Source organism: Ktedonobacter robiniae, assembly GCF_016587375.1.
GTDB classification, from domain to species: domain Bacteria; phylum Chloroflexota; class Ktedonobacteria; order Ktedonobacterales; family Ktedonobacteraceae; genus Ktedonobacter; species Ktedonobacter robiniae.
In genome coordinates this window covers 956,197-979,576 of record NZ_BNJG01000002.1, presented here as the reverse complement: position 1 = coordinate 979,576, position 23,380 = coordinate 956,197, and the positions used below count along the sequence as shown (strand labels likewise).

Annotated in this window: 20 protein-coding genes; 11 read left to right on the top strand and 9 right to left on the bottom strand. The window is 54.8% G+C overall.

Features of this window, described 5'->3' with window-relative positions:
• The first annotated feature begins 92 nt into the window (after window positions 1-92).
• Both JMJ04_RS24795 and JMJ04_RS24790 read left to right on the top strand, forming a co-directional pair.
• Window positions 93-326, top strand: a complete 234-nt coding sequence (locus JMJ04_RS24795; RefSeq protein WP_236038377.1) for a transcriptional regulator — start codon at window positions 93-95, stop codon at window positions 324-326.
• 69 nt (window positions 327-395) lie between these two features.
• The gene (locus tag JMJ04_RS24790) at window positions 396-884 is read left to right on the top strand and encodes a ferredoxin reductase domain-containing protein (RefSeq protein ID WP_201373102.1); all 489 of its coding nucleotides are present in this window, start codon (window positions 396-398) and stop codon (window positions 882-884) included.
• 160 nt (window positions 885-1,044) lie between these two features.
• On the opposite strand, the gene fxsT is transcribed toward JMJ04_RS24790, so the two are convergent.
• Window positions 1,045-3,756 (bottom strand): FxSxx-COOH system tetratricopeptide repeat protein, encoded by a 2,712-nt coding sequence (fxsT, locus tag JMJ04_RS24785; RefSeq protein ID WP_201373101.1) that lies wholly within the window; start codon window positions 3,754-3,756, stop codon window positions 1,045-1,047.
• A 305-nt stretch (window positions 3,757-4,061) separates the two neighbouring features.
• Here fxsT and JMJ04_RS24780 point away from each other — a divergent pair, with 305 nt between their 5' ends.
• Window positions 4,062-4,271, top strand: a complete 210-nt coding sequence (locus JMJ04_RS24780; RefSeq protein ID WP_201373100.1) for a nuclear transport factor 2 family protein — start codon at window positions 4,062-4,064, stop codon at window positions 4,269-4,271.
• Between the two features lie 138 nt (window positions 4,272-4,409).
• On the opposite strand, the gene JMJ04_RS24775 is transcribed toward JMJ04_RS24780, so the two are convergent.
• The 3 genes from JMJ04_RS24775 to JMJ04_RS24765 form a co-directional block, all read right to left on the bottom strand.
• Window positions 4,410-6,398: a hypothetical protein gene (locus JMJ04_RS24775; RefSeq protein WP_201373099.1), complete on the bottom strand. Its 1,989-nt coding sequence runs from the start codon at window positions 6,396-6,398 to the stop codon at window positions 4,410-4,412.
• Window positions 6,399-6,627: 229 nt separating this feature from the next.
• Complete coding sequence (locus tag JMJ04_RS24770) at window positions 6,628-7,392, bottom strand: SDR family oxidoreductase (protein ID WP_201373098.1); 765 nt, start codon at window positions 7,390-7,392, stop codon at window positions 6,628-6,630.
• A gap of 35 nt (window positions 7,393-7,427) precedes the next feature.
• Window positions 7,428-7,811 carry a MerR family transcriptional regulator gene (locus tag JMJ04_RS24765; protein WP_201373097.1) on the bottom strand — a complete coding sequence of 128 codons (384 nt, stop codon included), beginning with the start codon at window positions 7,809-7,811 and terminating at the stop codon, window positions 7,428-7,430.
• Between the two features lie 327 nt (window positions 7,812-8,138).
• Between JMJ04_RS24765 and JMJ04_RS24760 the strand changes: the two genes are divergently transcribed.
• The 6 genes from JMJ04_RS24760 to JMJ04_RS24735 all read left to right on the top strand — a co-directional run bounded on the left by JMJ04_RS24760 (window position 8,139) and on the right by JMJ04_RS24735 (window position 13,015).
• Complete coding sequence (locus JMJ04_RS24760; protein WP_201373096.1) at window positions 8,139-8,282, top strand: hypothetical protein; 144 nt, start codon at window positions 8,139-8,141, stop codon at window positions 8,280-8,282.
• A gap of 112 nt (window positions 8,283-8,394) precedes the next feature.
• Window positions 8,395-9,138, top strand: coding sequence for an SDR family oxidoreductase (locus JMJ04_RS24755; RefSeq protein ID WP_201373095.1), 744 nt, complete (start codon window positions 8,395-8,397; stop codon window positions 9,136-9,138).
• Window positions 9,139-9,256: 118 nt separating this feature from the next.
• Window positions 9,257-10,201, top strand: a complete 945-nt coding sequence (locus tag JMJ04_RS24750) for an SDR family oxidoreductase (RefSeq protein ID WP_201373094.1) — start codon at window positions 9,257-9,259, stop codon at window positions 10,199-10,201.
• A gap of 125 nt (window positions 10,202-10,326) precedes the next feature.
• Entirely contained in the window at window positions 10,327-11,325 is a 999-nt protein-coding gene (locus JMJ04_RS24745; protein ID WP_201373093.1) for an aldo/keto reductase, read from the top strand.
• Window positions 11,326-11,443: 118 nt separating this feature from the next.
• Window positions 11,444-12,085 carry an HD-GYP domain-containing protein gene (locus JMJ04_RS24740; protein ID WP_201373092.1) on the top strand — a complete coding sequence of 214 codons (642 nt, stop codon included), beginning with the start codon at window positions 11,444-11,446 and terminating at the stop codon, window positions 12,083-12,085.
• 354 nt (window positions 12,086-12,439) lie between these two features.
• On the top strand, window positions 12,440-13,015 hold the full coding sequence (locus JMJ04_RS24735) for a DinB family protein (protein WP_201373091.1): 576 nt from the start codon (window positions 12,440-12,442) through the stop codon (window positions 13,013-13,015).
• A 396-nt stretch (window positions 13,016-13,411) separates the two neighbouring features.
• Here JMJ04_RS24735 and JMJ04_RS24730 read toward each other — a convergent pair whose 3' ends face one another.
• Window positions 13,412-15,196, bottom strand: a complete 1,785-nt coding sequence (locus JMJ04_RS24730; RefSeq protein ID WP_201373090.1) for a helix-turn-helix domain-containing protein — start codon at window positions 15,194-15,196, stop codon at window positions 13,412-13,414.
• Window positions 15,197-15,377: 181 nt separating this feature from the next.
• On the opposite strand from JMJ04_RS24730, the gene JMJ04_RS24725 reads away from it, so the two are divergent.
• Window positions 15,378-16,034 (top strand): RNA polymerase sigma factor, encoded by a 657-nt coding sequence (locus tag JMJ04_RS24725; protein WP_201373089.1) that lies wholly within the window; start codon window positions 15,378-15,380, stop codon window positions 16,032-16,034.
• Here the strand turns inward: JMJ04_RS24725 and JMJ04_RS24720 are convergent.
• The 3 genes from JMJ04_RS24720 to JMJ04_RS24710 all read right to left on the bottom strand — a co-directional run bounded on the left by JMJ04_RS24720 (window position 15,922) and on the right by JMJ04_RS24710 (window position 19,401).
• On the bottom strand, window positions 15,922-17,283 hold the full coding sequence (locus JMJ04_RS24720) for a phage portal protein (protein ID WP_201373088.1): 1,362 nt from the start codon (window positions 17,281-17,283) through the stop codon (window positions 15,922-15,924). The two genes, JMJ04_RS24725 and JMJ04_RS24720, sit on opposite strands and share 113 nt — an antisense overlap.
• 157 nt (window positions 17,284-17,440) lie before the next feature.
• Complete coding sequence (locus tag JMJ04_RS24715) at window positions 17,441-18,052, bottom strand: TetR/AcrR family transcriptional regulator (protein ID WP_201373087.1); 612 nt, start codon at window positions 18,050-18,052, stop codon at window positions 17,441-17,443.
• A 110-nt stretch (window positions 18,053-18,162) separates the two neighbouring features.
• A complete protein-coding gene (locus JMJ04_RS24710) occupies window positions 18,163-19,401 on the bottom strand; it encodes a cytochrome P450 family protein (RefSeq protein ID WP_201373086.1) in 1,239 nt (412 codons plus the stop codon).
• Window positions 19,402-19,672: 271 nt separating this feature from the next.
• On the opposite strand from JMJ04_RS24710, the gene JMJ04_RS24705 reads away from it, so the two are divergent.
• Window positions 19,673-20,782, top strand: coding sequence for a DmpA family aminopeptidase (locus JMJ04_RS24705; RefSeq protein ID WP_201374483.1), 1,110 nt, complete (start codon window positions 19,673-19,675; stop codon window positions 20,780-20,782).
• 199 nt (window positions 20,783-20,981) lie between these two features.
• On the opposite strand, the gene JMJ04_RS24700 is transcribed toward JMJ04_RS24705, so the two are convergent.
• Window positions 20,982-23,207 carry an ATP-binding cassette domain-containing protein gene (locus JMJ04_RS24700; RefSeq protein ID WP_201373085.1) on the bottom strand — a complete coding sequence of 742 codons (2,226 nt, stop codon included), beginning with the start codon at window positions 23,205-23,207 and terminating at the stop codon, window positions 20,982-20,984.
• Between the last annotated feature and the right edge of the window lie 173 nt (window positions 23,208-23,380).

Genomic DNA, 23,380 nt, shown 5'->3' with positions numbered 1-23,380 from the left:
GTGGGTTTGTGCCGAGGAAAAGGAGCGTCAGGCGAGGCGTCGAATGCGGTACAATAAGGAGGGCTATGAAACAAGGAGGGCTCATGCGGTTGATGAAGAGGCAAGAGGGAGTGACAGTCCACATTTCCTTGCCATGGGAGATTGAGTATTTGGCATCTCTGTCCGAGCAAGGAAGAGAATGGGTCCCTCTCTCAAGTACTGGAGATAATGCCCAGGTAGTGGGTATGATCAATAGCCGGTCGTACGAAATCCAACTCCATCCAGGAGTGGAGATTGTCGATCGGCAAGTGGTGGTCCTTTCGCCACCAACGTCTTCCAAAGGCTAAGTGGGAGATTGCCATGGAGGGATCCGGGGCAACCTCAAGGCCCCCAGATCCCACCATGGTTTTTGCAGTATGCTATCTCTCCCAGTGCACACCCTTAAGGACATCCAGCAGGGGAGTAAGCAGCATCCGCTCCTGCGTCTGCCGCACATACTCCTTAGCCTGGGCTTGCGAGAGTCCGTGCTCACGCAACAGCGAAAGTCGCCCGCACGGGATCTCCTGGCTGGCTGTGGTGGAAATGGGGCCTGGTGGGTACTGCTTCCCTCTACCTCTGCCAGTACACTATGTTCTGACATCATTTATCGTGATGGACTTGCCCACCTAAGTGTCAGCTCAAACATGCTGGAAGTGGTACATACGCTGACTTGTGTGCAGCCACCAGCTTGGGCAGGATATGACCGTAGGATCGATATCGAGATGGTACAAAAAGTTGCTTGGCCATTGTGGCAGCAACCACTCGTGTTTGTGTGCAGCCCTACCCAGTTCGTCGGAAGGGTCGTGTTAAGCCTCGTTGAACTTGGATATGAGCCAGAACATATCAAAACCGAACGCTTTGGATAGATGGGAGAGACATGGCGACGGCTCCGTTCCCTAATGGTGGTGCGGACCCTGGCTCTGTCTCTCTGCTAACAAAACATGATGTGGCTGGCCTGTACCTGCAGATCGTCTTTGACATCAGCACTCTCAGTAGAGACCACCCGACCCAATAGGAACTTCGTCTCTATGCACCTGTTGGCATCGTTTCCGGTACTTGGCCCAGCGCAACCAATACTTCATGCAATCGGTCACGGGTCTCGTTGGTCTCAGGATGCGCTGGACTAAGCATAGTTTCACGGATTGTTAGCGCTCGTTGATACAAGACCGCTGCTTCCCCGATTTGTCCTCGGGTCTGATGAAAGCCTGCGAAATCATGCAGGACACGAGCCGTTTCAAGATGCTCGGCCCCTAACTGCTGCTCGCAGATGCACAGTGCCCGCTGGTAGAGCGATTCGGCTTCTGTAAATCTGCCTTGAGCGGTATAGACATTGGCTAGCCCATCAAGTGGTGGCGCCAGTGTAGCGTGTTCAACTCCTAATTGTTGCTCACGGATATGTAATGTTCTCAAGTAGAGGGGTTCGGCCTCTCTATATCTCCCTTGCTTTTCGTAGAGAAGTGCAAGACCGCTAAGAATGATTGCAACATTGCGGTGCTCAGGTCCTAAGTGATGTTCGCGGATACGCAAGGCTTGCTGGTAGAGCGGCTCTGCTTCTCTATATCTCCCTTGCTTTCCATAGAACCAGGCTCGGTTCTGCAAGATAAAGGCGATCATGGGATGCTCTGGCCCATATTGCTGTTCCCAGATGTGCTGCGCTCGTAGATAAAGCGGTTCGGCCTTGGTGTGCATTCCTGGCATAGAGGTATAGAGGACAGCCAGATTGTTGAGAAGTTCGGCTACCTGAAGATGCTCAGAACCCAACTGTTGTTCACGGATACGCAATGCTTGCAGATAGAGCGGCTCTGCTTCTGTGTAGTTGGCCTGTGTTGTATATAAACCCGCTATATCATGTAAAGACTCTGCGATATCTAGATGTTCGGGTTCCAGATACGCTTCACGAAGGTGTCGCGCTTGCTGAAACAATGCCTCGGCTTGTGCGAGTTTATCTTGCCAGTAATAGAGCCTTGCCAGACGATGAAGAATCCGTGCTTCGCTCAGTGGCTCGGGGGGGCCTTGCTGGGTTAAAACGTAGAGTGCCTGTTGGTAGAGTTTTTCTGCGTTAGCGTACAAGGCTTGTTCAAAGAGATAGATACCTGCGCGCTCGAGGATTTGTGCTGCTTCAGGGAGGAAGAGTTGATGGTCCCTGATTAATAGGTCACATACCTGCACCTGTTCCAGGTAGCGCTGGCACTGGGGCCAGGCAGCAACCGGGTCTGTTGGATCAGCAGGAAAAATAGCGTTGACCGAGCTTACTATCCGTTGCGCCCACTGGCGTTGTTCCTCGGGAGAAAGGCCCTCCATCTGTACCGCCTGTACCAGGCGATGGGTACTGAGCAGGCGATCCGAGGTCTGCCGCTTCACCAGGGAAAAGGCCATCAGGATTTCCAGCATCTGATTAAAGCGAAATCGATCCGTCACGGCCTGTTGCAACAGAGGAGGCCAATAGGGGGCACCTCCAGTCAGCAGTTCTTCGGGGATGTGGTCCGGGGCGAGAAACGCGCACAAACGCAGCAACTCGGCGGCTGCCGGGTTGGCCTCCTGAACGTACTGAAAAGAGAGGGACCAGGTCGTGGCGACCGAGGCTGGATACTGCGTCGCCTGCATTCCCCGTCGTGCAAGCAAGGCTCCACGATGCGTCTGGTAGAGTTCCTGGTAGTCAGCGATGCCGCATCCTGTCTCTTCAATATACGCACCAGCCTGATCAAGCGCGAGGGGAAACTGCGCGAGCGCTACCGTCAGATTGGTCGCCTCATTGATTTCCTCATCCGTAGCACTGGCAAAGCGCAGGGCGCGGCGCAGGAGCAATTCGGTTCCCTCCATCACTCCCATAACATCGACCTCAAGGGAGGATGCCAGCCAGCCAACAGCAGAGGCTCTTGTCGTCAGCAAGACACTCCCATTGCCCTTGAGAGGAAGATACGGCTGAGCCAGGGACAAGTCATCAGCGTTATCCATAATCAGTAGCCAGGGTTCCTGGCATTGCTCCAACCAACGAATGACGGCAGCGACGAGCTTGCGCTGATCAGTTTCGGCGGCTGAGGCAAAGGCGGGCAGTTGCGCTGCCAGCGTGACAAAACTCGTCAAGATGGTCTCCTCGCTGGCGGCAGCGATCCAGAGGGTATGGGTATAGCGTCCCAGCTCGCGGGCACGGTAGGCATATTCGACGGCAGTCTGCGTCTTACCGATGCCTCCCAGCCCTTTGATAACCTGCGCCTGGGTCAGGGCCGCGCGATGGAGGGTCGTCGGCTGATCTGACGCGGGAGGGGTGAGCTGCTGCATGAGCTGCTCGAGCAATTCGTCGCGTCCGGTAAAATGAGGATTGCGGGCAAATGGCACAGTCCAGAGCGCGATCTTCTCAGTAGCAACCGCGCTATCTTGCCCGGCAGCAGAGGACGGTTCGCTCGCGGTCTGGGTCGGGGTGGGGGACGGTCGACTGAGCAGTTCCTGCAGCCACCTCTCATCGAGGAGTACCTTCTGGTGGGCCGCGCGCCAGAAAGCGCGGATCTCCTCTTCCTCCTGTCCGGCAGGAAACACGCCGTGCTGCAGGGCCAACGCCAGCAGGGCTTGCAGGTGCGAGGCTTTCGGGTACGTTTCACCGGTCTCCCATCGACCAATGGCTTTGCGCGTGATGCCTAATAACGTCGCCAGGCCCTCCTGGGTCAGCCCGATGCCAGTGCGCATAGCCAGCATCCTCTGGCCGAAGACATAATCTAGCTCTCCGTGGAAGGATCGACTCATGAGGAGACTCCTTTCGACGGACTGCAGGAGGGAACAGACATGGACGTGAAATGGAACCTGTTGGGTACTGCTTCCCTCGACCTCTGCCAGTATACTCTGTTCTATCAGATGTACTCCATGCGAGTCCACTGTGATATTAGGAGGGCCTGGAGACTTCTCACGGGCTTCCAGGCCCTCTCCTTAATATTCTTCTGCTCTTTATCATAGCAGATAACCAGGCAGAAGGCGAGAGGTAGCGTATTCTTCTGAGTCTGCATACCTGATCGCACCTTGTCCACTCGTTCCTACAAAACAGGAGAGTTTCCATGATCCAAAGCGCATATCTGCGTTCACCACTGGTGCGCCGGGCCATCGAAGCCATCAACGAGGGCCGGCTCGAAGATTTCCTGGCGTTATTCGCGGAAAACGCCACTCTCATCGATGGGGCCACCTATCATGGCCGAGAAGCGATTCGAGCGTGGGCGCAACGAGAAACATTTGGGGTCCAAATGCCCACGCGATGCGCAACGAGATGAGGAGGGCGGAGAGAATGGCCTGCTGCACGGTTTGAAGATGTTTTGCTCTCGTTGAGGTTGATCAGCAACGGTGAGGCTTACGAAGCCGCTAAGAAGGTTAGAGAGGGATATCAAAAGAGCCAGCGAGGCGAGCCATGCTCAGGCGATACGGAGACCGAGAGAAGCAGCAAAGGCATCTGGTATTCCGAAAAGCTTGATAGAAACATCTGGAGCGGCCTTCGGGCGAGCATTGCGCGCCAGGCGCTCAGCCCAGGAGAGACGGTAGTGTGCTCGTTCTGCACGAGAAAGTGACCGGACTGGCGGAGGTTGCTCAGATGGAGATGGTTCGGCCAGTTGGATATCGACGCGCTGGGAACGAAGCAGTTTCACCAACTCGCGCCGATGAAAGCGACGCTGCCAGTCGCCCCAAAGCACTGGATGGGAAGCCGATGGACGTGAAGGGACCGCTGACGCAGAGAGAGACTCATCTAAGGTCAGTGCGGACGAAGAGAGAGGCCAATAGACGGCACTGACCCGTCGTGCTTTGATGGTGGTTGCTGATTCTTGACAGCGCTCACGCAGCGAACACGCTCGACAATGGCCAATCCGCGCCGCATAGAGCACTCGTAAGGAGCCATCGCGTTCTGGTCGCCGCTCTTGTGCATACAGAGGTCGCCCGGCTGGACAGCGCAGCGTCCCATCAGGCTGTAAAGAGAAATCGGCTCCGGAAAATCCTTTGGTGTACGATGGGCGTGCCCACTGTGGTAGCCCATAGATGACGGAAACAGATTCAGAGGGTTGAGGGGCCGAAGCAGGTGCAGCCGACGCCTCTTCATTCTCTGCTGCCGGAGCAAATTCCGTCGTACGCATGGGTGTGGGGTGCAGCGTGTGCCCCAATTCGAGCCGGATATTCCAGGCCCACTGAGAGAGAATTTGCCAAAACTCCTGGCCCCAGGCGGTATGAGAGCACCAACGATCTGTATCTTGCTCCTGGTCTTCATCAGCGAGCGTGCACTCAAATGCTCCCCGATGCAGATAGAGATCCACGATATCAGCAGGCGTGAACGCTCCTTGCGGCAAGGCCGTGTAGAACAACTCGTAGACGACCGCCCCACGTGTGGTACCGACCTTCGCTGGTACCGCGCTCGCCGGATGTGTGGCGATGATGACCCGTGTAGATGGCCCTGTTGGAGAAAGATTTACATTAAGGCAGTCAAAAAGTGCCCGGCTGGTTCCTGTTTCGGGATGGATAGTGTGCTGGTCCGGGGGCTGCGCCAGACGGGTCTGGACTTCTGGTTCATCGAGGAGACTGTAGTCTTTGCCCCGCATGACATATGCCAGCCCAGCTACATCTGCCACAATGGCTCCATTGCCGTATTGGCCGTCCAGGCGCACCACGGCTTGGCTTAGGGAGACAAACTGTGCTTTCACATACGCACCAATGGCCTTCGTCGCCAGCCGCAACTCGCCACGGTAATCGCCATTGCCTGCTCCCGATGCCCCAGAAAACGTGCCGATCCATTGGTGCGTATGGGCCTGAAGCACAGTGGTTCGAGTCCGAACGGCTTCCCCTCGCTTGCGTCCGAGATAGCCTGGGGCACACACCTTGTCCAATAGGCGCTGTGCGGGTGGCAAATCAGGTATGGACGGCAAAGCGCGCTGGCGGGCAGCTTGCCGTGTGCCATCAATGTCGAAGATGAGCCATTGGTTTCCCTGTCGATCCCACAATCCACCCATTTTTCCCTCTTTCTCCAGCGGTCGGGCGGCCAGATCTTCGAGAAAAACGGTGCGTAATGCCTCAACTGCTCCTTGATTCAGTGCGGCGAGAAAGCGAGAGAGCGTCGAGCGATGAGGGAGGCGTTCTCGCCCGAAGAGCGCCATGAATGGGGTTGCGAAGGGATGTAAACGCTCATAGAACGTTTCCAGTGTACGTTCGCCGCTGATGGCGTAACCCAGTAACACAACCACAAAGTCGATCAGATCGTAATGGCCGAACCGACGCCGGGCGAAGCGCACTCGCTCTTCAATCATCGAAAGCGCGCCTCTGTGTCGAAGATAGAGCGCGATCACGGTCATTTCTGCAAACCAGGAAGGGATTGCAGGGACCGATTCCGGGGTAATCTGGATAGAGACCGCAGGTGGCGTCATAAATGAAGGGGTCCTCCCAGGTTAAATACCAGCCAATCCTATCAGCTCGTCTCACGAGGCGGTGTCCCGGTGGGAACACCGTCATGCTGTTCCCACCGGGACAGAAGAATATCCGGCATTGAGCATCGTCCGGTTTCCAGGCTGAAACATCCTTGAAACAGCAGAACAAGCCAAAAGCTGTGGTCATGACCGGAGTTACGACCACAGGAGTTCTCTCGGATCGCTGGCTCTACTGACGTGGGGGAGTGAGACCTTGGGCGAGCCCCCCATCGACAAAGAGCGTACTGCCTGTGGTGAAGGTCGCGTCGAAGGCGAGGAACAAGACTGCACGAGCCACCTCCTCGACGGTGCCATGACGCTTCATGGGGGTGATCTGGTCCCCCACCTTCTCAAACGCTTCCCTCTCCGCTTGGGGCAGCCCAGCGGCCCCCATCGTCTCTGTCTTGATAAAGCCTGGGCTGACAATGTTCACTCGGATGCTTCTGGGCAGCAGTTCAGCAGCCAGTACCTGCGCAAAAGCTCGGAGCGCCGCCTTTGACCCAGCATAGACACCCATGCCAGGCGTTCCCCTCCCGTCGGCGATGGAGGTGGTGAAAACGAACGCTCCTCCCTCCTTGACAAGGGGAGCCAATCGCTGTGCGGTGAAGAACGCACCTTTGGTATTGACGTTGAAAACCTGGTCGTAGGTGGCCTCTGTGACCTGATCGAACGGCTCAAGGCGCGCAACCCCGGCATTCATGAACACAAAATCGACCTGACCAAGCTTCTCTTCGATCAACTCATAAAGGCGGTGGATATCGGCTATGCTCGCCATATTGAAGCAGACCACGTCTGCCTGCGTTCCCACTTGACCTCGTGTGGCTTCGAGGTGGGTCTCCGTTTGACCGGTAAGCAGGACCTGCGCACCTCCTTTCACAAGGGCTAGACCTGTTGCAAGTCCTATCCCGGTCGTCCCCCCGATAATCACGGCCTTCTTTCCTGTATACTGTTCCATCTCTCTTCTCCTTCGTTTAAGTATCCAGCCTCTCGTCACCTGGAGAGAGGCTGCTGGGCCCGTTCGAGACGTTGTTCGAGGTACTTTTTTGCCTTTTCAAGAGAGGCGATTTGGCTCTCTATCTCTGCAAGCTTCTCCTGATAGAAGCCAACCTCATTTGGGCAATGAGATGATACTGTCTCCTCACAGAGAACCTCGCCCTCTTCCGGGTTGCGACAAAACACCACGTCAAAAATTTCCTTGGTGGTCAATCCCAGATCCAGATAAAACTGGATCGTTCTCACTCGTTCAATCGCCGTGCTATCGTAGGAGCGATACCCGTTCTCCCCCCGCTGAGAGGATAACAACTGCTTGGTTTCATAGTAGCGCAAGGAGCGAATACTGACGCCCGTCTGGCGCGCAAGTTCGCCAATGTTCATGTGTCTCTCACCTCCCTGTTCATCTCGTCAAGAGCATTCTAAACCATGACATCATGTCAGAGTCAAGTCTTTTCAGAAGCGAGTGTCCTGGATGAGCGACCGACAAGGTCAGTGAGCTGAATCACGCTCAGGAATACCAGGAGAGGAGGGAGTCTCGATCCGAGAAGACGGGAAGGGCTGATGATTGAAACATGACTGTTTGCGTGGACTGAGCAAGATGTTGCGCCGAGAACTCTTGCCCTTTTCATCCAGGATAATACAAGTCAATGGGCTTCCTTTTCGCCATTATTGTTCAGTTAGCGGGCCTCGTTGCGCATCCCGTGGGAAATGCGAATTGATGTCCAGCGAGAAACCAATGCCGATGGCACTTCCCTGGCGATTGAGGCCGCATCTCATGGAGGATATTCCGGTCCAGGCTCGTTTCACTTTACCCTGCGTGGGGATATGGTCGAGCGTTTAGAGATCCACTAAGTGAGGAAAGAGCAAACGTGCGATGGAGAAAGTAGAGAGCATCGATCGCAAGCCTCCTGTTATCGGTATCCTCGCTTTGCCATCATGAAATATATCTAAAGGAGAGAATGCAATGAGTACATCTCTGATCAACAAAGTCGCGCTGGTCACCGGAGCATCTCGTGGGATCGGTCAGGCGATCGCGGAAGCACTGGCGGCCAATGGAGCAAACGTTGTCATCAATTATGCTCACAACAACCGTTTCGCTGAGGAGATCGTGCATCGTATTCAACAAAACGGCGGTCAAGCTCTGGCTGTGCAGGCAGATGTCAGTAACAAAGCTGACCTGGAAGCGTTGTTCCGGGCAAGCGTTGAACACTCTGGACATCTCGATATTCTTGTCAACAATGCCGGGATTATGACGACCAAGCCTCTTGAACAGGTCACGGAACAGGATTTCGATCGGGAGTTTGCCATCAATGTGAAAGGGACCTATTTTGCCTGCCAATTGGCGGCCAGGTACCTCCAAACAGGTGGACGAATTATTAACTTCTCCTCCTCTATTCTTGGGCAAATGGTTCCCACCTACAGTCTCTACGCGGGCACCAAAGGCGCCGTTGAACAAATCACGCGGCAGCTTGCCAAGGAGTTTGGCTCCAAAAAAAATACAATCAATGCGATCGCTCCTGGACCGGTGAACACGTCCTTGTTTACGGCTGAGAAATCAGAAGCTCAGATTGAGACATTCAAGCGGATGATTGCCTTTGGTCGTCTTGGGGAACCGGAAGATATCGCCAAAGTGGTGATGTTTCTGGCAAGCGAGGAAGCCGAATGGATTACTGGCCAGGTCCTGCGCACAAACGGTGGTTTTATTTAGCGCCTGATACGCTTTCCCTGTCAACCTCTCATGCTACATGCAGGGCATCATCCATAGGCCAGTTCATGTGAGAACCATCAATGAAGAACACTAGCAACAAACATGAGGAGATACAACCATGAGTCAAGCCAATACCCCACTCGTCATTCTTGTCACTGGCGCTGCCACCGGCATTGGGCAACTGAGCGCTCGTAGCCTGGCCCAGGCGGGGCACACTGTCTACGCGAGTATGCGCAATATCACGACTCGCAACGTGGCACGCGCGCAGGCAGAACGCGACTACGCTCACTCCCATGGAGTGGATCTGCGCGTTGTCGAACTGGATGTGACCTCTCAGGAGTCGGCGAACCAGGCGGTGCAGACAATTCTGGCGGAACGGGGCCATATAGACGCTGTCCTGCACAATGCAGGTCATCTGGTCGTTGGATATGTCGAAGCCTTTGAGGCCGAGGAAATTGATCGCTTGTTTCAAACCAACGTCCTGGGTGTCGCGCGGGTCAACCGCGCCGTCCTGCCACACTTGCGCGAGCGCGGAGCAGGTCTGCTGCTCTACACGGGAAGTACCACATCAGTCGTCGTCCCGCCGTTTATGGGTCCCTACGTCTCCTCGAAGATGGCCATGGATGCCCTGGCACAGACCACGGCCTACGAAGTCAGTCAGTTCGGCATTGAAACGTGTATTGTGATGCCTGGACCTTTTACGCAAGGTACATCACACTTCCCAGACGCGACCCGTCCCGCCGATCGTGCCACAACAGCCGCCTATGCGCGCCTGGACAGTATGGTAGCGCGCAATGAAGAGGCCACCAGTGGCCTTTTCACGCCCGGAGTGGATGCGCACCCGCAGGCGGTCGCCGACGAGTTTGTGCGGCTTGTGAGCCTGCCCGCCGGGACCCGTCCATTGCGCACAGTGGTCGACTTTTTCGAACGCTCGTGTAGAAGATGCCAATGCGCTGCTCTGGAAGCTCCAGGAAGACTATCTGACGCGCATGGGATTTGCCAATCTGCTCCATCCAGTGATCCCCAACAGCTAGTGCCTTTTCTGGCAAGACGCCACGGCTAGTGCAATGAGACGAGGATGGTCCAAGGGGCGGCTTTTTTAACGACCAGGGCAAGTGCGCCCTGGTCATCTCAACTATTAATTTGTTGTTGTTTTGATATTGTACTCCACTTGAAAGAGGCAGAAAGATGAATTTTCGTCAACTCGGTTCGACTGGCCCACGCGTTTCTGAGATCGGTCTGGGCTGTATGGGAATGTCTGATCTCTATGGTCCTGCAGATGAGATGGAGAGTCTCGCGACCATTCATGAGGCGCTGGACGCCGGGATGACCCTGCTCGACACGGGCGATTTCTATGGCATGGGGCACAACGAACTGCTCTTGAACAGGGCGTTACAGGGACGTTCTCGTGAACAAGTGACGATCAGCGTGAAGTTTGGCGCGTTGCGCGATGCTGATGGCAACTGGCTGGGCTATGACGGGCGCCCGGCCTCAGTCAAGAACTTCCTGGCCTATACACTACGTCGCCTGGGCACCGATTATGTGGATGTGTACCGTTTGGCGCGAGTTGATCCGACCGTGCCGATTGAGGAGACGATTGGCGCTATCGCCGAGCTGGTCAAGGCGGGTCACGTCCGGCACATTGGGCTCTCGGAGGCTGGGGCGACAACGATCCGCCGCGCCGCCACTGTGCATCCGATCTCTGATCTCCAGATCGAGTACTCACTGCTCTCGCGTGGCATCGAGGCCGAGATTATGCCAACTTGTCGCGAGCTGGGTATCGGTATCACAGCCTATGGCGTGCTCTCGCGCGGCCTGCTGAGCGGTCACTGGTCCAAAGAGCGCGTTCTGACTCCCGGCGATTTCCGCACCATCAGCCCACGTTTTCGTGGAGAGAACCTCGATCACAATCTGGAGCTGGTAGAGGCGCTACGCGCCATCGCCGAGGCAAAGGGCATGACAGTTGCACAGATTGCCATCGCCTGGGTCCTCTCACGCGGCCAGGATATCATTCCCCTGGTCGGAGCGCGCCGCCGCGAGCGACTCACCGAGGCCCTGGGGTCGACCGCGTTGCAACTGAGCGCGATTGATCTTGCACAAATCGAACGCGCGGTGCCAGCCGGTGCTGCTGTGGGTTCGCGCTACGCCGCACTGCTGATGACTGAACTTGATAGCGAGCGCTCATAGCACAGCAGATTTGCACGGGCTGGGTTCACAATGGAGGCAAACTTCAGGAGCCTTTCAGAGGTCATGTGAGCAGCCTTTACGCCTGAATAACGTGTGAAGAAGAAGGAAAAGCCACATTATGTACATGCTTACGACTCCAGTACCTTCTGGTAGGGCACAACTCTCCAGCGAAATTGTTTCTCATCTCTCTCCTCATGCATTTCATTGCTATCAGCATGCCCTGGCTGGGCACGCTGAGCGTGTGAAGTTTCTGGCGCAAGCAGTGGCACGCCAATTACAGCAAAGTGAAGATGAGATACACCTGCTGGGCTTAGCCGCTCTGATGCATGATATTGGCAAAATTGCCATTCCCTCTGCTCTGCTCAATAAGCCTGGGCCTCTCTCAGAACAGGAGTGGACAGTCATGCGCCTTCATCCAATAATTGGCGCTCGCCTGCTAGAGAAGGCTGGCGGAATCTTGCCATTACTTGCCCCGTCTGTATTGGCTCATCATGAACGCTGGGATGGGAATGGATATCCCTATGGATTGGCGGGAGAAGCCATTCCTTTACATGCTCGCATCCTGGCTGTCGTAGATTCCTATGCTGCAATGACTGAGCAGAGGCCCTACCGGCTCGCTTTCTCTTCAGCCGAGGCCCGGGCAGAAATTGAGCGCGGTGCTGGTACTGCCTACGACTCCCAGGTAGCTGAAGTGTTTCTTACCCTTCTCTCCCAAGGTGGTAGGCAAGAGCTTGCCTACCCATCCTCAGCAGTCGGGTGATATCATTCATATCCTTTCGAAAGGACATGATGCTATAAGGATGCAAATGTACATTAGAGTACTTATTGGAAAGGGAAATCCATAGTTGGGCGTTGCGACACCTCGCCGTATGATGCTTGAAAGGGGTGCGCACTCAAATTGGGCAAAAAAGTTGGTGTCATCGCCGAGGTTGATAGAGGGCCTCTCACCTTTTCTGGGAATGGGTGCTGACTATAGGTAGAGAAAAGCAAGATGGGAGAAGTTTTGTTCGGGTTCGCATGCTATACTTCGAAAGCGGGCGCAACTCGACTTCTCACAGACCAGATGACCAGAGCTACAGAGCTGCATCACTGAATGATCGATAGGAGGGTAATCATGCCAACTCGTGCAGAGATTTTGGACACACTTGCGGCATCGCAGACGCAGGTCATGGCGTTTTTTCAAGGGCTAAGCCCGGAAGACCTGGAGCGCCCGGCAACGACGAGTGAAGTTCCCGGAGCTGCTCCGTGGCGCGCCAAGGATCATTTTGCTCACCTGGTGAAAAGCGAGCGCAACATCCAGCGATTGCTGCGACGTACACTCGCCGGCGACACTCGAGACGTTCTCTTACGCTCTCAATACCCGGCGGGAATGGAAATGCCGGGCATCCTGGGCGATCTGAGCGCGCTGACCCCGCAGGAGGAGGAGCGGCTGGGGATGGCCGTCGCCAGTGTCAATCAAACCTACGTGAACGAGCACCATGACGACAGTTTGGAGAAGGTGGCAGCGGATTACCTGGCGGCGCGGCAGGACACAGTGGACCTCCTGCACCAGTTCACCGATGATCAGCTGGCCGCTCTGGTGCCCACTGTCGTTGGTGACCAGACCGCTGGCGACTTGTTTGCCGGGAGAGCGGGGCATGCAGCCACGCACATGACCTGGATTGAGGAAGGATTTCGTCAGGGCGTGTGACACTCCCCGAAGCTTATGCCGGAGGCTTCTCGGCTCACGCCGAGCTCTGTGCGGGGTGTCCGCCCAAACTACTGCGCCCTTGGCGCAGATACCTCACCTACAGGGGCAGGCAACGGCCTGGGAGCTTGACCGAGACCCAGGATATGGAGTTGCGGCAACTCGCGTCACGCGGGCTTGTGGCCCTACAGTGCGGGCAACAGTCTATCCTGCGGGGCCCGGCTCCCCTCCCCGCAGACATGTCCCGTCTGCGGGGAATACCTCTCAATACGGGGGTTCATGGCAATTGAATCTGGAAAGAAAGTACCTCATTGTTGAAGAAGCTGTCTCTCTAAAGACGCGTCATGACTGGGAGTTGTACACGCATCTCGCGGCAAGGTTTGGGCCAGTTCTCGCCACTCATGAAGAAACCTGCTGCCGCTGGTTTTCATCGAGATCAGGCAGAGGAAGTTGGATCACATCTGGCTTCCGCTGCGGCTTTTTCCGCGCTGCGTAGTCCGGCAATTTCAGGAAGAGCAGCCATTCATCAGGTCCGAGCGTCCACAGTTTCAATTGAGGCGACTGATAGCCCGTCTCGATGAGACGCGGATTCTTGACCTCTTTAATGTGCTTGTTAGCCTCCCATTCTATCGTGTAGAAAGCCAGCTCCGTCTCCTGATATTCGATCTTGAGCGTGCTGGTGTAAAAGCTCACCTGAACTTGTTGCCTGGCAAGTCCCTCTTCAGCGTAGAAGCGCCATCGGCGAAAGCGAATATACCCTGATCGATCCAAGTGACGGGTAAACTCTGTGGCAAAGAAGATGCGGGCCAGCGTTGGTGCAGGCAGAGTACGCGCCAGTACACCACGCAGGACATCCTGGGGGCTATGGCGATTGTCATTACGCTCCCGGTGCGCAAAGTGAATTTGGGTATTGTAGTCCCGAATGAATTTGCGGTGGGCCTTTTTCATCTCATCAAGCGTAGGAGCTTTATTTAAGTAATAATCCGCAAGACGCCGCATTATCCCGAAGTGCGCCTCTATGTAATTTTGCCAGCTCTGTCTGGGGTCTATCCGCTCCTTGCGGATATCTAGGGCCTCATATATTGCCATTGCGCGTTTTGAATAAAACACCCCACCACTATCTGTAACAATAGCCTCTGGAGCGCCGTAGTTACGCAAGACTTTGGCAAGCACTTTCAGGTAGGCGATGGTGTCCTGTCTTTCCGAGATAGCAGATGCCAGCAGCATTCTCGAAAAGTTTTCCAGAATACTAATTACATAGACTGGACCTTTGATGTTGGGAAGCTGGTGATGCTCGATATATCGTATATCTATCGACCAATATTCGTGCCTCCGAGCGGCTTTAAAGGTCATCTCTTTCTTCGGCTTAGGTGGAGCTTTGGGCTTATCCCATCCATAGATGGCACGATTTTTTGCCATGATGCGTCCACATGTGCGCGGAGACAGCTTTATTCCCTCCTGGAGTAACGCGGCATGCATGCGCCATTCTCCAATGAGCGGGTTCTCTTGCTTTTTGCGAATCTCATTAGCGACTTCAAGCGTGACCTTTCTTGGGCGCGGATGCCGGGCGTGCGATTTGTCATCCAGTCCCTTGACTCCTTCCTGCCACCAGCGTTTCAGTGTTGTGTACACCGTCTGTTTACTCACCGCCAAATACTCGGCGATGGAAGCCACAGACCATCCTTCCGCATGGAGTTGCACAATGTTGTGGCGGCGCTGCGCAGGATCAGGAGTGTCGTTCCAGGGAGGGAAGCGGCGCATCTGAATAGAGGGAGGTGGGCCAGAAGCCAGCACCGTCTTGATTGAATGATGAGAGGGCCGCCGCTGAAAGCGGGTGTCGCAGATCTCCGCAATCTCACGGATGGATATGTTCGGCATTTCCATGCGCAGATCAACAATCAACTGGCGCATATCTGGCGGTAAGCTCCGTGCCGTTTCCTGTGGCTGTTTTCGCGGCCTGGAAGCGAAGAAGCTGACCATGCCTTGCTCATCGAACGTATCCGCTTTGCGCTCCAGGCTAGTGCGCGGCTCGCCTGTCTCTTGTGCCCGTTGAATAACTGGATCGCCGAAAAGTACAACGGGGCGGAGCAACTCGTAAGCCGTTTGCTCCGGCCAGAGTGTATATTGTTGAATGGTCTGCCAGTCTTCGGTATGCTCCCGCTGGACGCGCTTGCGCTTGGGCACCGTGTGATCCCCCTTGACACGATGAGATAGACTGATGCATCAATCGTACCCAGATTCTCTCCCACTTTCAAGCGCCCAGGCGTTTTTTGCCCAATTTGAGTGCGCACCCCTTTCAAGCATCATACGGCGAGGTGTCGGGCGTTGCTACGCATCTTTTCTGCAATGAGCGAGGAAATAGAAAATGAACAAATCCCTTCTTGAAGAACGATATTGCTTTACAAATTCGTCCATAAATATGCCAGACACACTTTTGGCACAGCAGGTTCTGATCGGCAATCAACTGGCCTTTGAAACCATAGTCCGGCGTTACCAGAATCCGCTCTTCAATTTTATTTATCGTTACCTTGGCGACTATGATCAGGCATGGGATGTTTTGCAGCAGGTTCTGTTGCGTTTCTTTATGTCACTACCCAACTTAGACACGAATCGGTCCTTCAAGCCCTGGCTCTTTCGTGTGGCACGCAATAGCTGTGTTGATGAAATACGACGTCGATACCGCTACCCCCTTTCCTTTTCGCAAGTCGAATTCTATGAGGAGGCTCATGACGACCAGGAGTTCTTGCTTGAAATTCTCGATCAGGAGCCTTTGCCAGAAGCAATAGTGGAAAGGCGTGAGATGCAACTGGTTTTACATAAGGCAATTACCTCTCTCCCGCCGAAGTTACGTGCCGTGGTCCGGCTGCGCTATGCCTATCAACCCTCATTTTCTAAAATTGGGAAAGCGCTCAATATCCCAACAGCAACTGCGAAGGTACGCTTCTATCGTGCGAAACCACTCCTGTGCCAGAAACTTTCTGCCTATATAGACAGCTCAGTTGTATCTTTACATCCTGCGTAGTGCTTGAGTCGCCGGCAGAAAGAGCCTTTCGGAAATATCTGTAGAAATATTCTTGAGGTCTTACTACGACTTTTGTTGTATATGCTTCTTTTACTGTCATTAGCCCTTTGGCCATAACATTTTTCATATCCAGATCGAGCCCAAGCAGCGAGGACGGCGAAAAAAGCAATCTGAACGCATTGTCCCTGTGGGGGAGCCACCTCTTCTTCGAACACTCATTCGTTAGGAAGAGGACGCCAACTGCGATCATAAGCTTCAAGGCTCGTCCATCCTCTTTGGCATCATTGGCGTTGATGGCGGGCTGGACGACCTGCCAGCTCTCGGCCTCGTTATGCAGCAGGACGGAGCCGGGCTGGGGAGGCGTCGAGTACTCCATGCGCTTGGTATCGATGGTCTTGCGGTCGGCCCCGCGCAGGGTCACATCCCAGATGAAGGCCCCTTTATATTTATTGATGCGTACACGGTCGGTGAGCCAATCTTTATAGCGACGGAGCCAGGGGAGCATGGTTGCCAGGTCGGAGTTGCCACGCTTGGCGTTGGAGACCTTGTTGATGGCGAACTGCTGCATCTGGCTGTCGGCCTCAAACCACTCGCCCTCCGTCTCACGCTCGCCCGGCCGGAAGACCAGCTTTAAGCCGCCAGTCGTCGAGGATGGAGCGCTGGCGCTCTCGCCCACCGGGCGGCGATGGAAGCGGAGTGGCGTCTCGATATCCTCGGGATCGGTCTCGATCTGGTCGATAAGCGAGGGGTCGGTCAGGCGCACCTTGACGCTGCCATCGAAGCGATTGACGAAGTAGCGCACAAAGATCTCGCCATACAGGGCCAGCTCATTGCAGATGGTGTAGACACGCTCATCCATACTATTGGCCTGCCAGAACTCGTCGAGGAGCTTCTTGACACGCTTATTGCTGGCATCCAGCTTGACACCGCGCCCCAGGACAAAGCTGGTCGTCATCTCAATGATGGCAAAGGCCAGGGGATTGGCGTGATAGGCCTCGTAGACCTGGTTGTGCATCTCCAGGTAGGCTGAAGGCACAAGATCCTTCAGGTAGAAGTTGTCCGAGAGGCGCCGCCAGTAGTAGTCCTCCTCGGTGCCGCTGGCATAGCCCCAGCGCCGCTCCTCCTCCACGCCCGCCGTCGAGGAGAAAAAACCGGGATTCATCTGCTCACTGATACGCGCATCCCGCGCGCCACCACTCACTGCCTGGCGTATACGTCCAAACCACGATATCTGCTGCTTCTGTTCCACACGTCACCCATCCCTTCCAACACGCGCACGTACAGAGAACACCTTACGAGGATATACTGGAGAGGCTTGTTTTTGAGGAAGAACTATGCAACTGTAATTATAACATAAACATGTAAAAAATGCAAATAAGTAGTGATCGATTCGGTCTGTGAAGGTATCATCCCTTGAGTGCGCCCTGGAGGAAGGCGAGCAAGGTGTCGATTTCGCTCACGTAACTCGTGGACGTGCTGTCTTTACGTTCCATTACCAGGAGTGATACGTAGAGGGTTCCCACATAACGACCAAGTTTGTCGTCTGAGATATCAGTACGGATCTCCCCCCGCTGCTGCCCTTGTTGAACAATCATGACAAGTGTCTTGAAAAAGCCATGACCGTGGCTGAGCTTCATCATCGCGGGCTGTGGCTGAAAGAGCTCGGCTCGCAGGCCTCGCTCCATCTCAGGGAGTGTGAGTACTTGCTCGTAGATGCTCATGAACAGAAACCGTAACACATCATGTGTGGCTGGTTGCTCCTTCAGATAGGAAAGTATCTGTGGCTGAATATTCTTCTCGTAGAGTTCATTTGCGAAAGGAAGCAGCAGGGCTCGCTTGGTGGAGAAATAATTAAATAATGTGGCCCGGCTAACCTCGGCCTTGTCTGCGATGTTGTCCATCGTCGTCTGGTCGTAGCCAGCGGTGGAGAATAATTCGATCGCTGCCTCAATAATACGCCGCATCGTACGTTGTCGATTTCGTTCACGCAGGGGTAAACGGTCAATCTCTTGTTTCACGCATGCCCACCCCCTTTCAAGAAAATTGGCACGTTTGCTTTCCATAGTGGAGAGGACTGATTGATTGTAATGCGCCCGCACTGCAATCAATCAGTATCTGAGGCTTTCGGCTAAAATGCGACGGGAAGGCTGGTCAGACCACGCAGATTGAAGGAGCCTCGCCAGGTAACCGATTCGCGTGGTACATTGAGTCTCAGGTCGGGCATACGCCGTAGCAGCGTCGTGAAGGCAATGTCTCCTTCCAGACGAGCGAGAGGGGCACCCAGGCAGATATGAATGCCCTGCCCAAAGGCGATATGCCGATTCAAGTCACGTGCGATATCCAGTTCATCGGACTGTGAGAACTGTGTTTCATCACGATTCGCAGACGCCAGTGCCGTAATAATGATATCACCTTTGCCAATGTGCTGCCCGCCTAGCTCTGTGTCTTCTGTGGCAAAGCGTGGCGCGGGCATGAGCACCGGTCCGTTAATGCGCAAAAGCTCTTCGACTGCTGAGGGAATAAGGCTCATGTCGGCCTTCAACTTTGCCAACTGTTCTGGATTATCAAGCAAGACGAGCGTCCCGATGCCAATCAGGTTGGATGTCGTCTCATGGCCCGCGAAAATGAGCAGGCCCACCATCGAGAGGAGTTCTGGTTCACTGAGATAGTCGCCTTCGGTTTCGGCCTGGATAAGCTGGCTGATCAAATCATCCTGGGGGTTCTTGCGCTTCTCGGCGACCAGTTCCACAATGTAGTTGGAGAAGGCTTGAATGCGTTTGCGACGTTGTTCATCGCCGGGCCCTCCAGTGGCAAGAGCCTCTGACCACTGGCGAATTTGTTCCCGGTTCTTCTTAGGTACCCCAAGCATATCGGAGATGACATTGATGGGGAGCGGATAGGCATAGTCATGCACAAGGTCCATATGCCCCTGGTCCTGTACACGATCAAGCAATTCATCGGCAATATGTTGAATGGAAGGTCGCAAGCTCTGGATATATTTGGGTGTAAAGGCTTTGGAAACCAGGCCTCGAAGACGACGATGGTCTGGCTCGTCAACCGAAATCATGGATTGCCCGAGTAGACCAGGAGCGTCAGCGAACTCACGTTCCCGTTGCCGAAAGAAACCTTTCGAGTCGGCTGCCCTTCTATCAACAGTGAAGCGTTTGTTGTCCTTGAGGACCTGTACTGCTTCCTCCATTCGTGTAATCATCCAGGCTTTCTGTCCGTCACTGTATGGAAGAGGAACCGGGAGAGCGGCCCCCATTGAGCGTGCCATGGCAAGCAATGGAAACGGATTCTCAGAAGACTGGTTGCTGAAGAAGTTGAATGCAACTCCTCCACCGTTCATATCAGATTGCTTATTCACACAGCTTCTCCTCTCATCTGTTTGCTATATTGAATATAAGCATACATCGGGAACAAACTTATACTGAGTATAAGATTTTGGAGGAGCAGGTGTCAATGGAAAAGTGGGGAGTGCAGAGGGGCGTCAGCCCCTCTGTGTCCCTTTCCCCTCCCGCCGCAGGCGGTATGAATCCCTTTCAAACGAAATTGTACAGCGTACTAGCCCTCAACAGGGGCCAGGGGGAAACAGAAGAAGGAGAGAGATGATGGGTGAACGAGATCCCAACACGCGCATGCGTGCGCGCGAGGCGGGGATTATCCTGGGGACACTGCCTCCGGGAACAACCAATAGCATCGCCGATGTCGCAGGCGTACGTGTTGGCCATACGACGCTCATACGCGGAAATGGCGCGCTGGTCCGCGGAGTGGGACCGGTACGCACCGGTGTCACTGCAATCCTGCCGCACGACGACGATCTTTTCCGCTTGAAGGTGCCGGCTGCAGCTTCGGTGTTCAATGGTTTCGGCAAAACCATCGGCCTGGTGCAGCTTGATGAGCTTGGGCAACTCGAAACGCCCATTCTGTTGACAAACACGCTCAACGTGGGTCGGGTCGCTGACGCGCTCGTGGCCTTTATGGTCGAGCGAAACCCGGCGATCGGCGTCACGACGGGCACGGTCAATCCCGTCGTGTGTGAATGCAACGATAGCTTTCTTAACGATATCGGGGGCCGGCATGTCGGGGAGCAAGAGGTACGCCCTGCGCTCACTGTTGCTCCTGGCACGCCGGTCTTGGAGGGCAACGTTGGTGCAGGAACAGGGATGACGACTTATTGCTTTGCAGGCGGGATTGGAACAGCTTCCCGGTGTCTCTCGCCCGCTCAGGGCAGATACACGCTTGGAGCGCTAGTATTGTCGAATTTTGGACGCTGCGGCGATTTGGTTATCGGTGGGGTTCCGGTCGGTCGCGAACTGGAGGAGCCGCGCCAAAAGCGTGTGGCGCAACACGTGGGACAGGAGCAGGGATCAATTATTGTGGTATTAGCAACCGATGCGCCCCTTGATGCGCGCCAGCTTGGTCGCCTTGCTCGGCGGGTGCCGCTTGGTCTCGCACGCACCGGGACCTCTGGCGGACATGGCAGTGGCGACCTGGCTATCGCCTTTTCGACGGCTGATCGCATTCCACATGATGCAGGTCCTCTCGTCCGCAGCGTGCAGGTGCTTAACGAACAGAACCCAGCCATAGATGGACTCTTTGCAGCGGTGGTCGAGGCAACTGAAGAAGCCGTGATCAATGCGTTGTGTACCGCGCACTCCATGGATGGGCGAGATAACCATTGGGCACAAGCCCTTCCACTCGTCGAGACCCTGGCCATTTTGAAGCGGTATGGACGTATCCAGTGAAAAATTCCTGTTGCGGTTATTGTAGGAGTTTTGGGGCAATTTTGGGTTCAACCAGCTGCTGTGTGATTTGAATCACAGTATGCTCCTCTCTCTTGCTCTGGGCAACCACCTGGATGCGGTTCTGGGCGGCCAGTTTCCCCCACTCATGTTCACAAGTGGAGGAAACTAGCCCGGTCTCTCAGAAATCAAAGACCAGCATCTATCCCAAATACTGGCTCGTCAGCGAATGCCTGGCGCCGAGGAGTTCTCGCGGTGTCCCCTCGAAGATGACCATGCCGCCCTTATTGCCGCCTTCTGGACCCATATCAATGATCCAGTCTGCGTTGCGAATCACATCGAGATGGTGCTCAATCACAATCACGGTGTTCCCGCCATCGACCAGCCGGTTCATGATGGTGAGCAGGCGCCCAATATCCGACAGGTGCAGGCCAGTTGTCGGCTCATCCATGACATAGATACTGCCCTGTTTATGGAGTTCGCTGGCTAGCTTGAGCCTCTGGCACTCGCCGCCGGAGAGCGTACTTAAAGGTTGACCAAGTGTCAGGTAGTCAAGACCCACATCACTCATAGCCTGGAGTTTTTGCTGCACACCTTTGACTGTAAAAAACTCCAGCGCCTGGTGGATGGTCATGCCCAGGACATCGGCAATGGATTTCCCATCTAATGTATATGTCAGCACCTCGTCCTTAAAACGCTTCCCACCACATACTTCGCAAGGAAGCTTGACGCCCTCAAGGAAGCCCAGGTCGGTGTAGGTAACGCCCAGACCCTGACAATTGGAGCAGGCCCCCTTTGAGTTAAAGCTAAATAGACCGGCATCGACGTGGTTCGCCGCTGCAAAAGCTTTACGTACGTCATCCATGATGCCAGTATAGGTGGCGGGATTGGAACGGCTGGACGTACTCATAGCTGACTGGTCAATCACCACCGCGTCCCGGTGCTGGCCCAGGAAAGCCTCATTGATCAATGAACTCTTGCCCGAGCCAGCCACACCCGTGATTACCGTCAAGACACCGGCAGGAATATTCACGCTTACATCCTTCAGGTTATTGACCGTCGCATGAACAATCGGTAAGATACCGCTGGCCTGCCGAAATTCATCCTTAAGCGGCCTTGTAGACTGCAAATGGTTGCCGGTGAGCGTGTCAGCTTTGAGCAGGCCAGCAAAGCTACCCTCGTAAACGACCTGGCCGCCTTCACTCCCTGCATACGGCCCCATATCCACAAGGTAGTCCGCGACTTTTATGACATCGGGATCGTGCTCCACCACAATCACCGTATTCCCTTTATCACGCAATTTTTCGAGCAGCTCGTTCAAACGGTGGACATCGCGCGGGTGCAATCCGACACTCGGTTCGTCGAAGATATACACCACATCCACAAGACTCCCGTTGAGATGCTTGACCATCTTCACTCGCTGTGACTCACCACCGGACAGCGTATCGGTGGATCGATCCAGGCTGAGATACTCCAGGCCAATCTCCACCAGGTGTTGCAGCCGTTCGGTCAACGTGCGAACGATTGGCGCCGCCGCCGGTTCTGTGATACCCTTGACTACCTCTAAAAGCTCATCAACCTCCATCGCTGCCATGTCGGCAATAGTGTACTCCTTGACCTTACAGCTTAAGGCGGCCTGGTTGAGCCGGGCACCCTTGCAGAGCGGACAGGGGCCGAGCTTCAATAAAGGCTCGACCTTTTGCCGGATGCGGGGCGAGAGCGTCTGGATGTCCCGCGCAACGAACTTGCGATTGAACTTGTACACCAGACCCTCATAGGTGTTGTACGCCAGACCCGTATGTTTGCGCGGTTCGCTGGAGAGAAGCAGGTCCAGTTCCTCTGTTGTATAATCGGCTATCTTCTTGTCGTTGTCGAAGTAGCCAGAATTCGCATAAAGTTCGCTTTCCCATCCGGCCAGTCCTGGGGCGATGACAGCTCCCTCGTTCAGCGATTTTGTTGTATCAATCAGATCTTGCGGGGTAATGCCGACCTTGCGGCCAAGCCCATTACACTCCGGGCACATGCCCTGGGGATCGTTGAAGGAAAACGCATTTGCAGAGCCCACGTAGGGTTGACCAATCCGCGAAAAGAGCAGGCGCAACACAGACGCGATGTCAGTAACCGTGCCCACCGTCGATTGCGATCCCCCACCCAGGCGTTTCTGATCAACAATCACCGCCATGCTCAGGTTCTCAATCGCATCGGCGTCTGGTTGAGGATAGCGTGGCAGGAAGCTGCGAATGAACATGCTAAAATTCTCGAACAACAGCCGTTGTGCTTCGTTTGCCATGGTATCAAATACCACCGATGACTTCCCCGAACCAGATACGCCGGTAAAAATGGTGATTTTGCGCTTGGGCAGCCTCAGTGAGACATCCTTGAGGTTGTTCTCGCGGGCGCCACGAATCTCGATATATTCTTGAACCATGTTGATATATGTTCCCTCTTGATCTTTTAACCAGGATTTACCTGGCTTGCGCTGTCGGAACGCCTTTGTTCAGGCCCTCCGCGTCTCCGCTTCTAGCTGTACAAAGCAGCAGTATAACATAGAAGGATTGACAAAACCTCTTCTCTTTTGCTCTCGGGTGCGATTCACCTTTG

What these genes read in the sequence shown, in the direction of transcription:
- JMJ04_RS24795 (WP_236038377.1), top strand. Translation starts at nt 93, where the DNA reads ATGAAGAGGCAAGAGGGAGTGACAGTCCACATTTCCTTGCCATGGGAG.
- JMJ04_RS24755 (WP_201373095.1), top strand. Translation starts at nt 8,395, where the DNA reads ATGAGTACATCTCTGATCAACAAAGTCGCGCTGGTCACCGGAGCATCT.
- JMJ04_RS24705 (WP_201374483.1), top strand. Translation starts at nt 19,673, where the DNA reads ATGCGTGCGCGCGAGGCGGGGATTATCCTGGGGACACTGCCTCCGGGA.
- JMJ04_RS24760 (WP_201373096.1), top strand. Translation starts at nt 8,139, where the DNA reads ATGCGAATTGATGTCCAGCGAGAAACCAATGCCGATGGCACTTCCCTG.
- JMJ04_RS24735 (WP_201373091.1), top strand. Translation starts at nt 12,440, where the DNA reads ATGCCAACTCGTGCAGAGATTTTGGACACACTTGCGGCATCGCAGACG.
- JMJ04_RS24780 (WP_201373100.1), top strand. Translation starts at nt 4,062, where the DNA reads ATGATCCAAAGCGCATATCTGCGTTCACCACTGGTGCGCCGGGCCATC.
- fxsT (WP_201373101.1), bottom strand. Translation starts at nt 3,756, where the DNA reads ATGAGTCGATCCTTCCACGGAGAGCTAGATTATGTCTTCGGCCAGAGG.
- JMJ04_RS24700 (WP_201373085.1), bottom strand. Translation starts at nt 23,207, where the DNA reads ATGGTTCAAGAATATATCGAGATTCGTGGCGCCCGCGAGAACAACCTC.
- JMJ04_RS24745 (WP_201373093.1), top strand. Translation starts at nt 10,327, where the DNA reads ATGAATTTTCGTCAACTCGGTTCGACTGGCCCACGCGTTTCTGAGATC.
- JMJ04_RS24750 (WP_201373094.1), top strand. Translation starts at nt 9,257, where the DNA reads ATGAGTCAAGCCAATACCCCACTCGTCATTCTTGTCACTGGCGCTGCC.
- JMJ04_RS24770 (WP_201373098.1), bottom strand. Translation starts at nt 7,392, where the DNA reads ATGGAACAGTATACAGGAAAGAAGGCCGTGATTATCGGGGGGACGACC.
- JMJ04_RS24740 (WP_201373092.1), top strand. Translation starts at nt 11,444, where the DNA reads ATGTACATGCTTACGACTCCAGTACCTTCTGGTAGGGCACAACTCTCC.
- JMJ04_RS24765 (WP_201373097.1), bottom strand. Translation starts at nt 7,811, where the DNA reads ATGAACATTGGCGAACTTGCGCGCCAGACGGGCGTCAGTATTCGCTCC.
- JMJ04_RS24775 (WP_201373099.1), bottom strand. Translation starts at nt 6,398, where the DNA reads ATGACGCCACCTGCGGTCTCTATCCAGATTACCCCGGAATCGGTCCCT.
- JMJ04_RS24790 (WP_201373102.1), top strand. Translation starts at nt 396, where the DNA reads ATGCTATCTCTCCCAGTGCACACCCTTAAGGACATCCAGCAGGGGAGT.
- JMJ04_RS24725 (WP_201373089.1), top strand. Translation starts at nt 15,378, where the DNA reads ATGAACAAATCCCTTCTTGAAGAACGATATTGCTTTACAAATTCGTCC.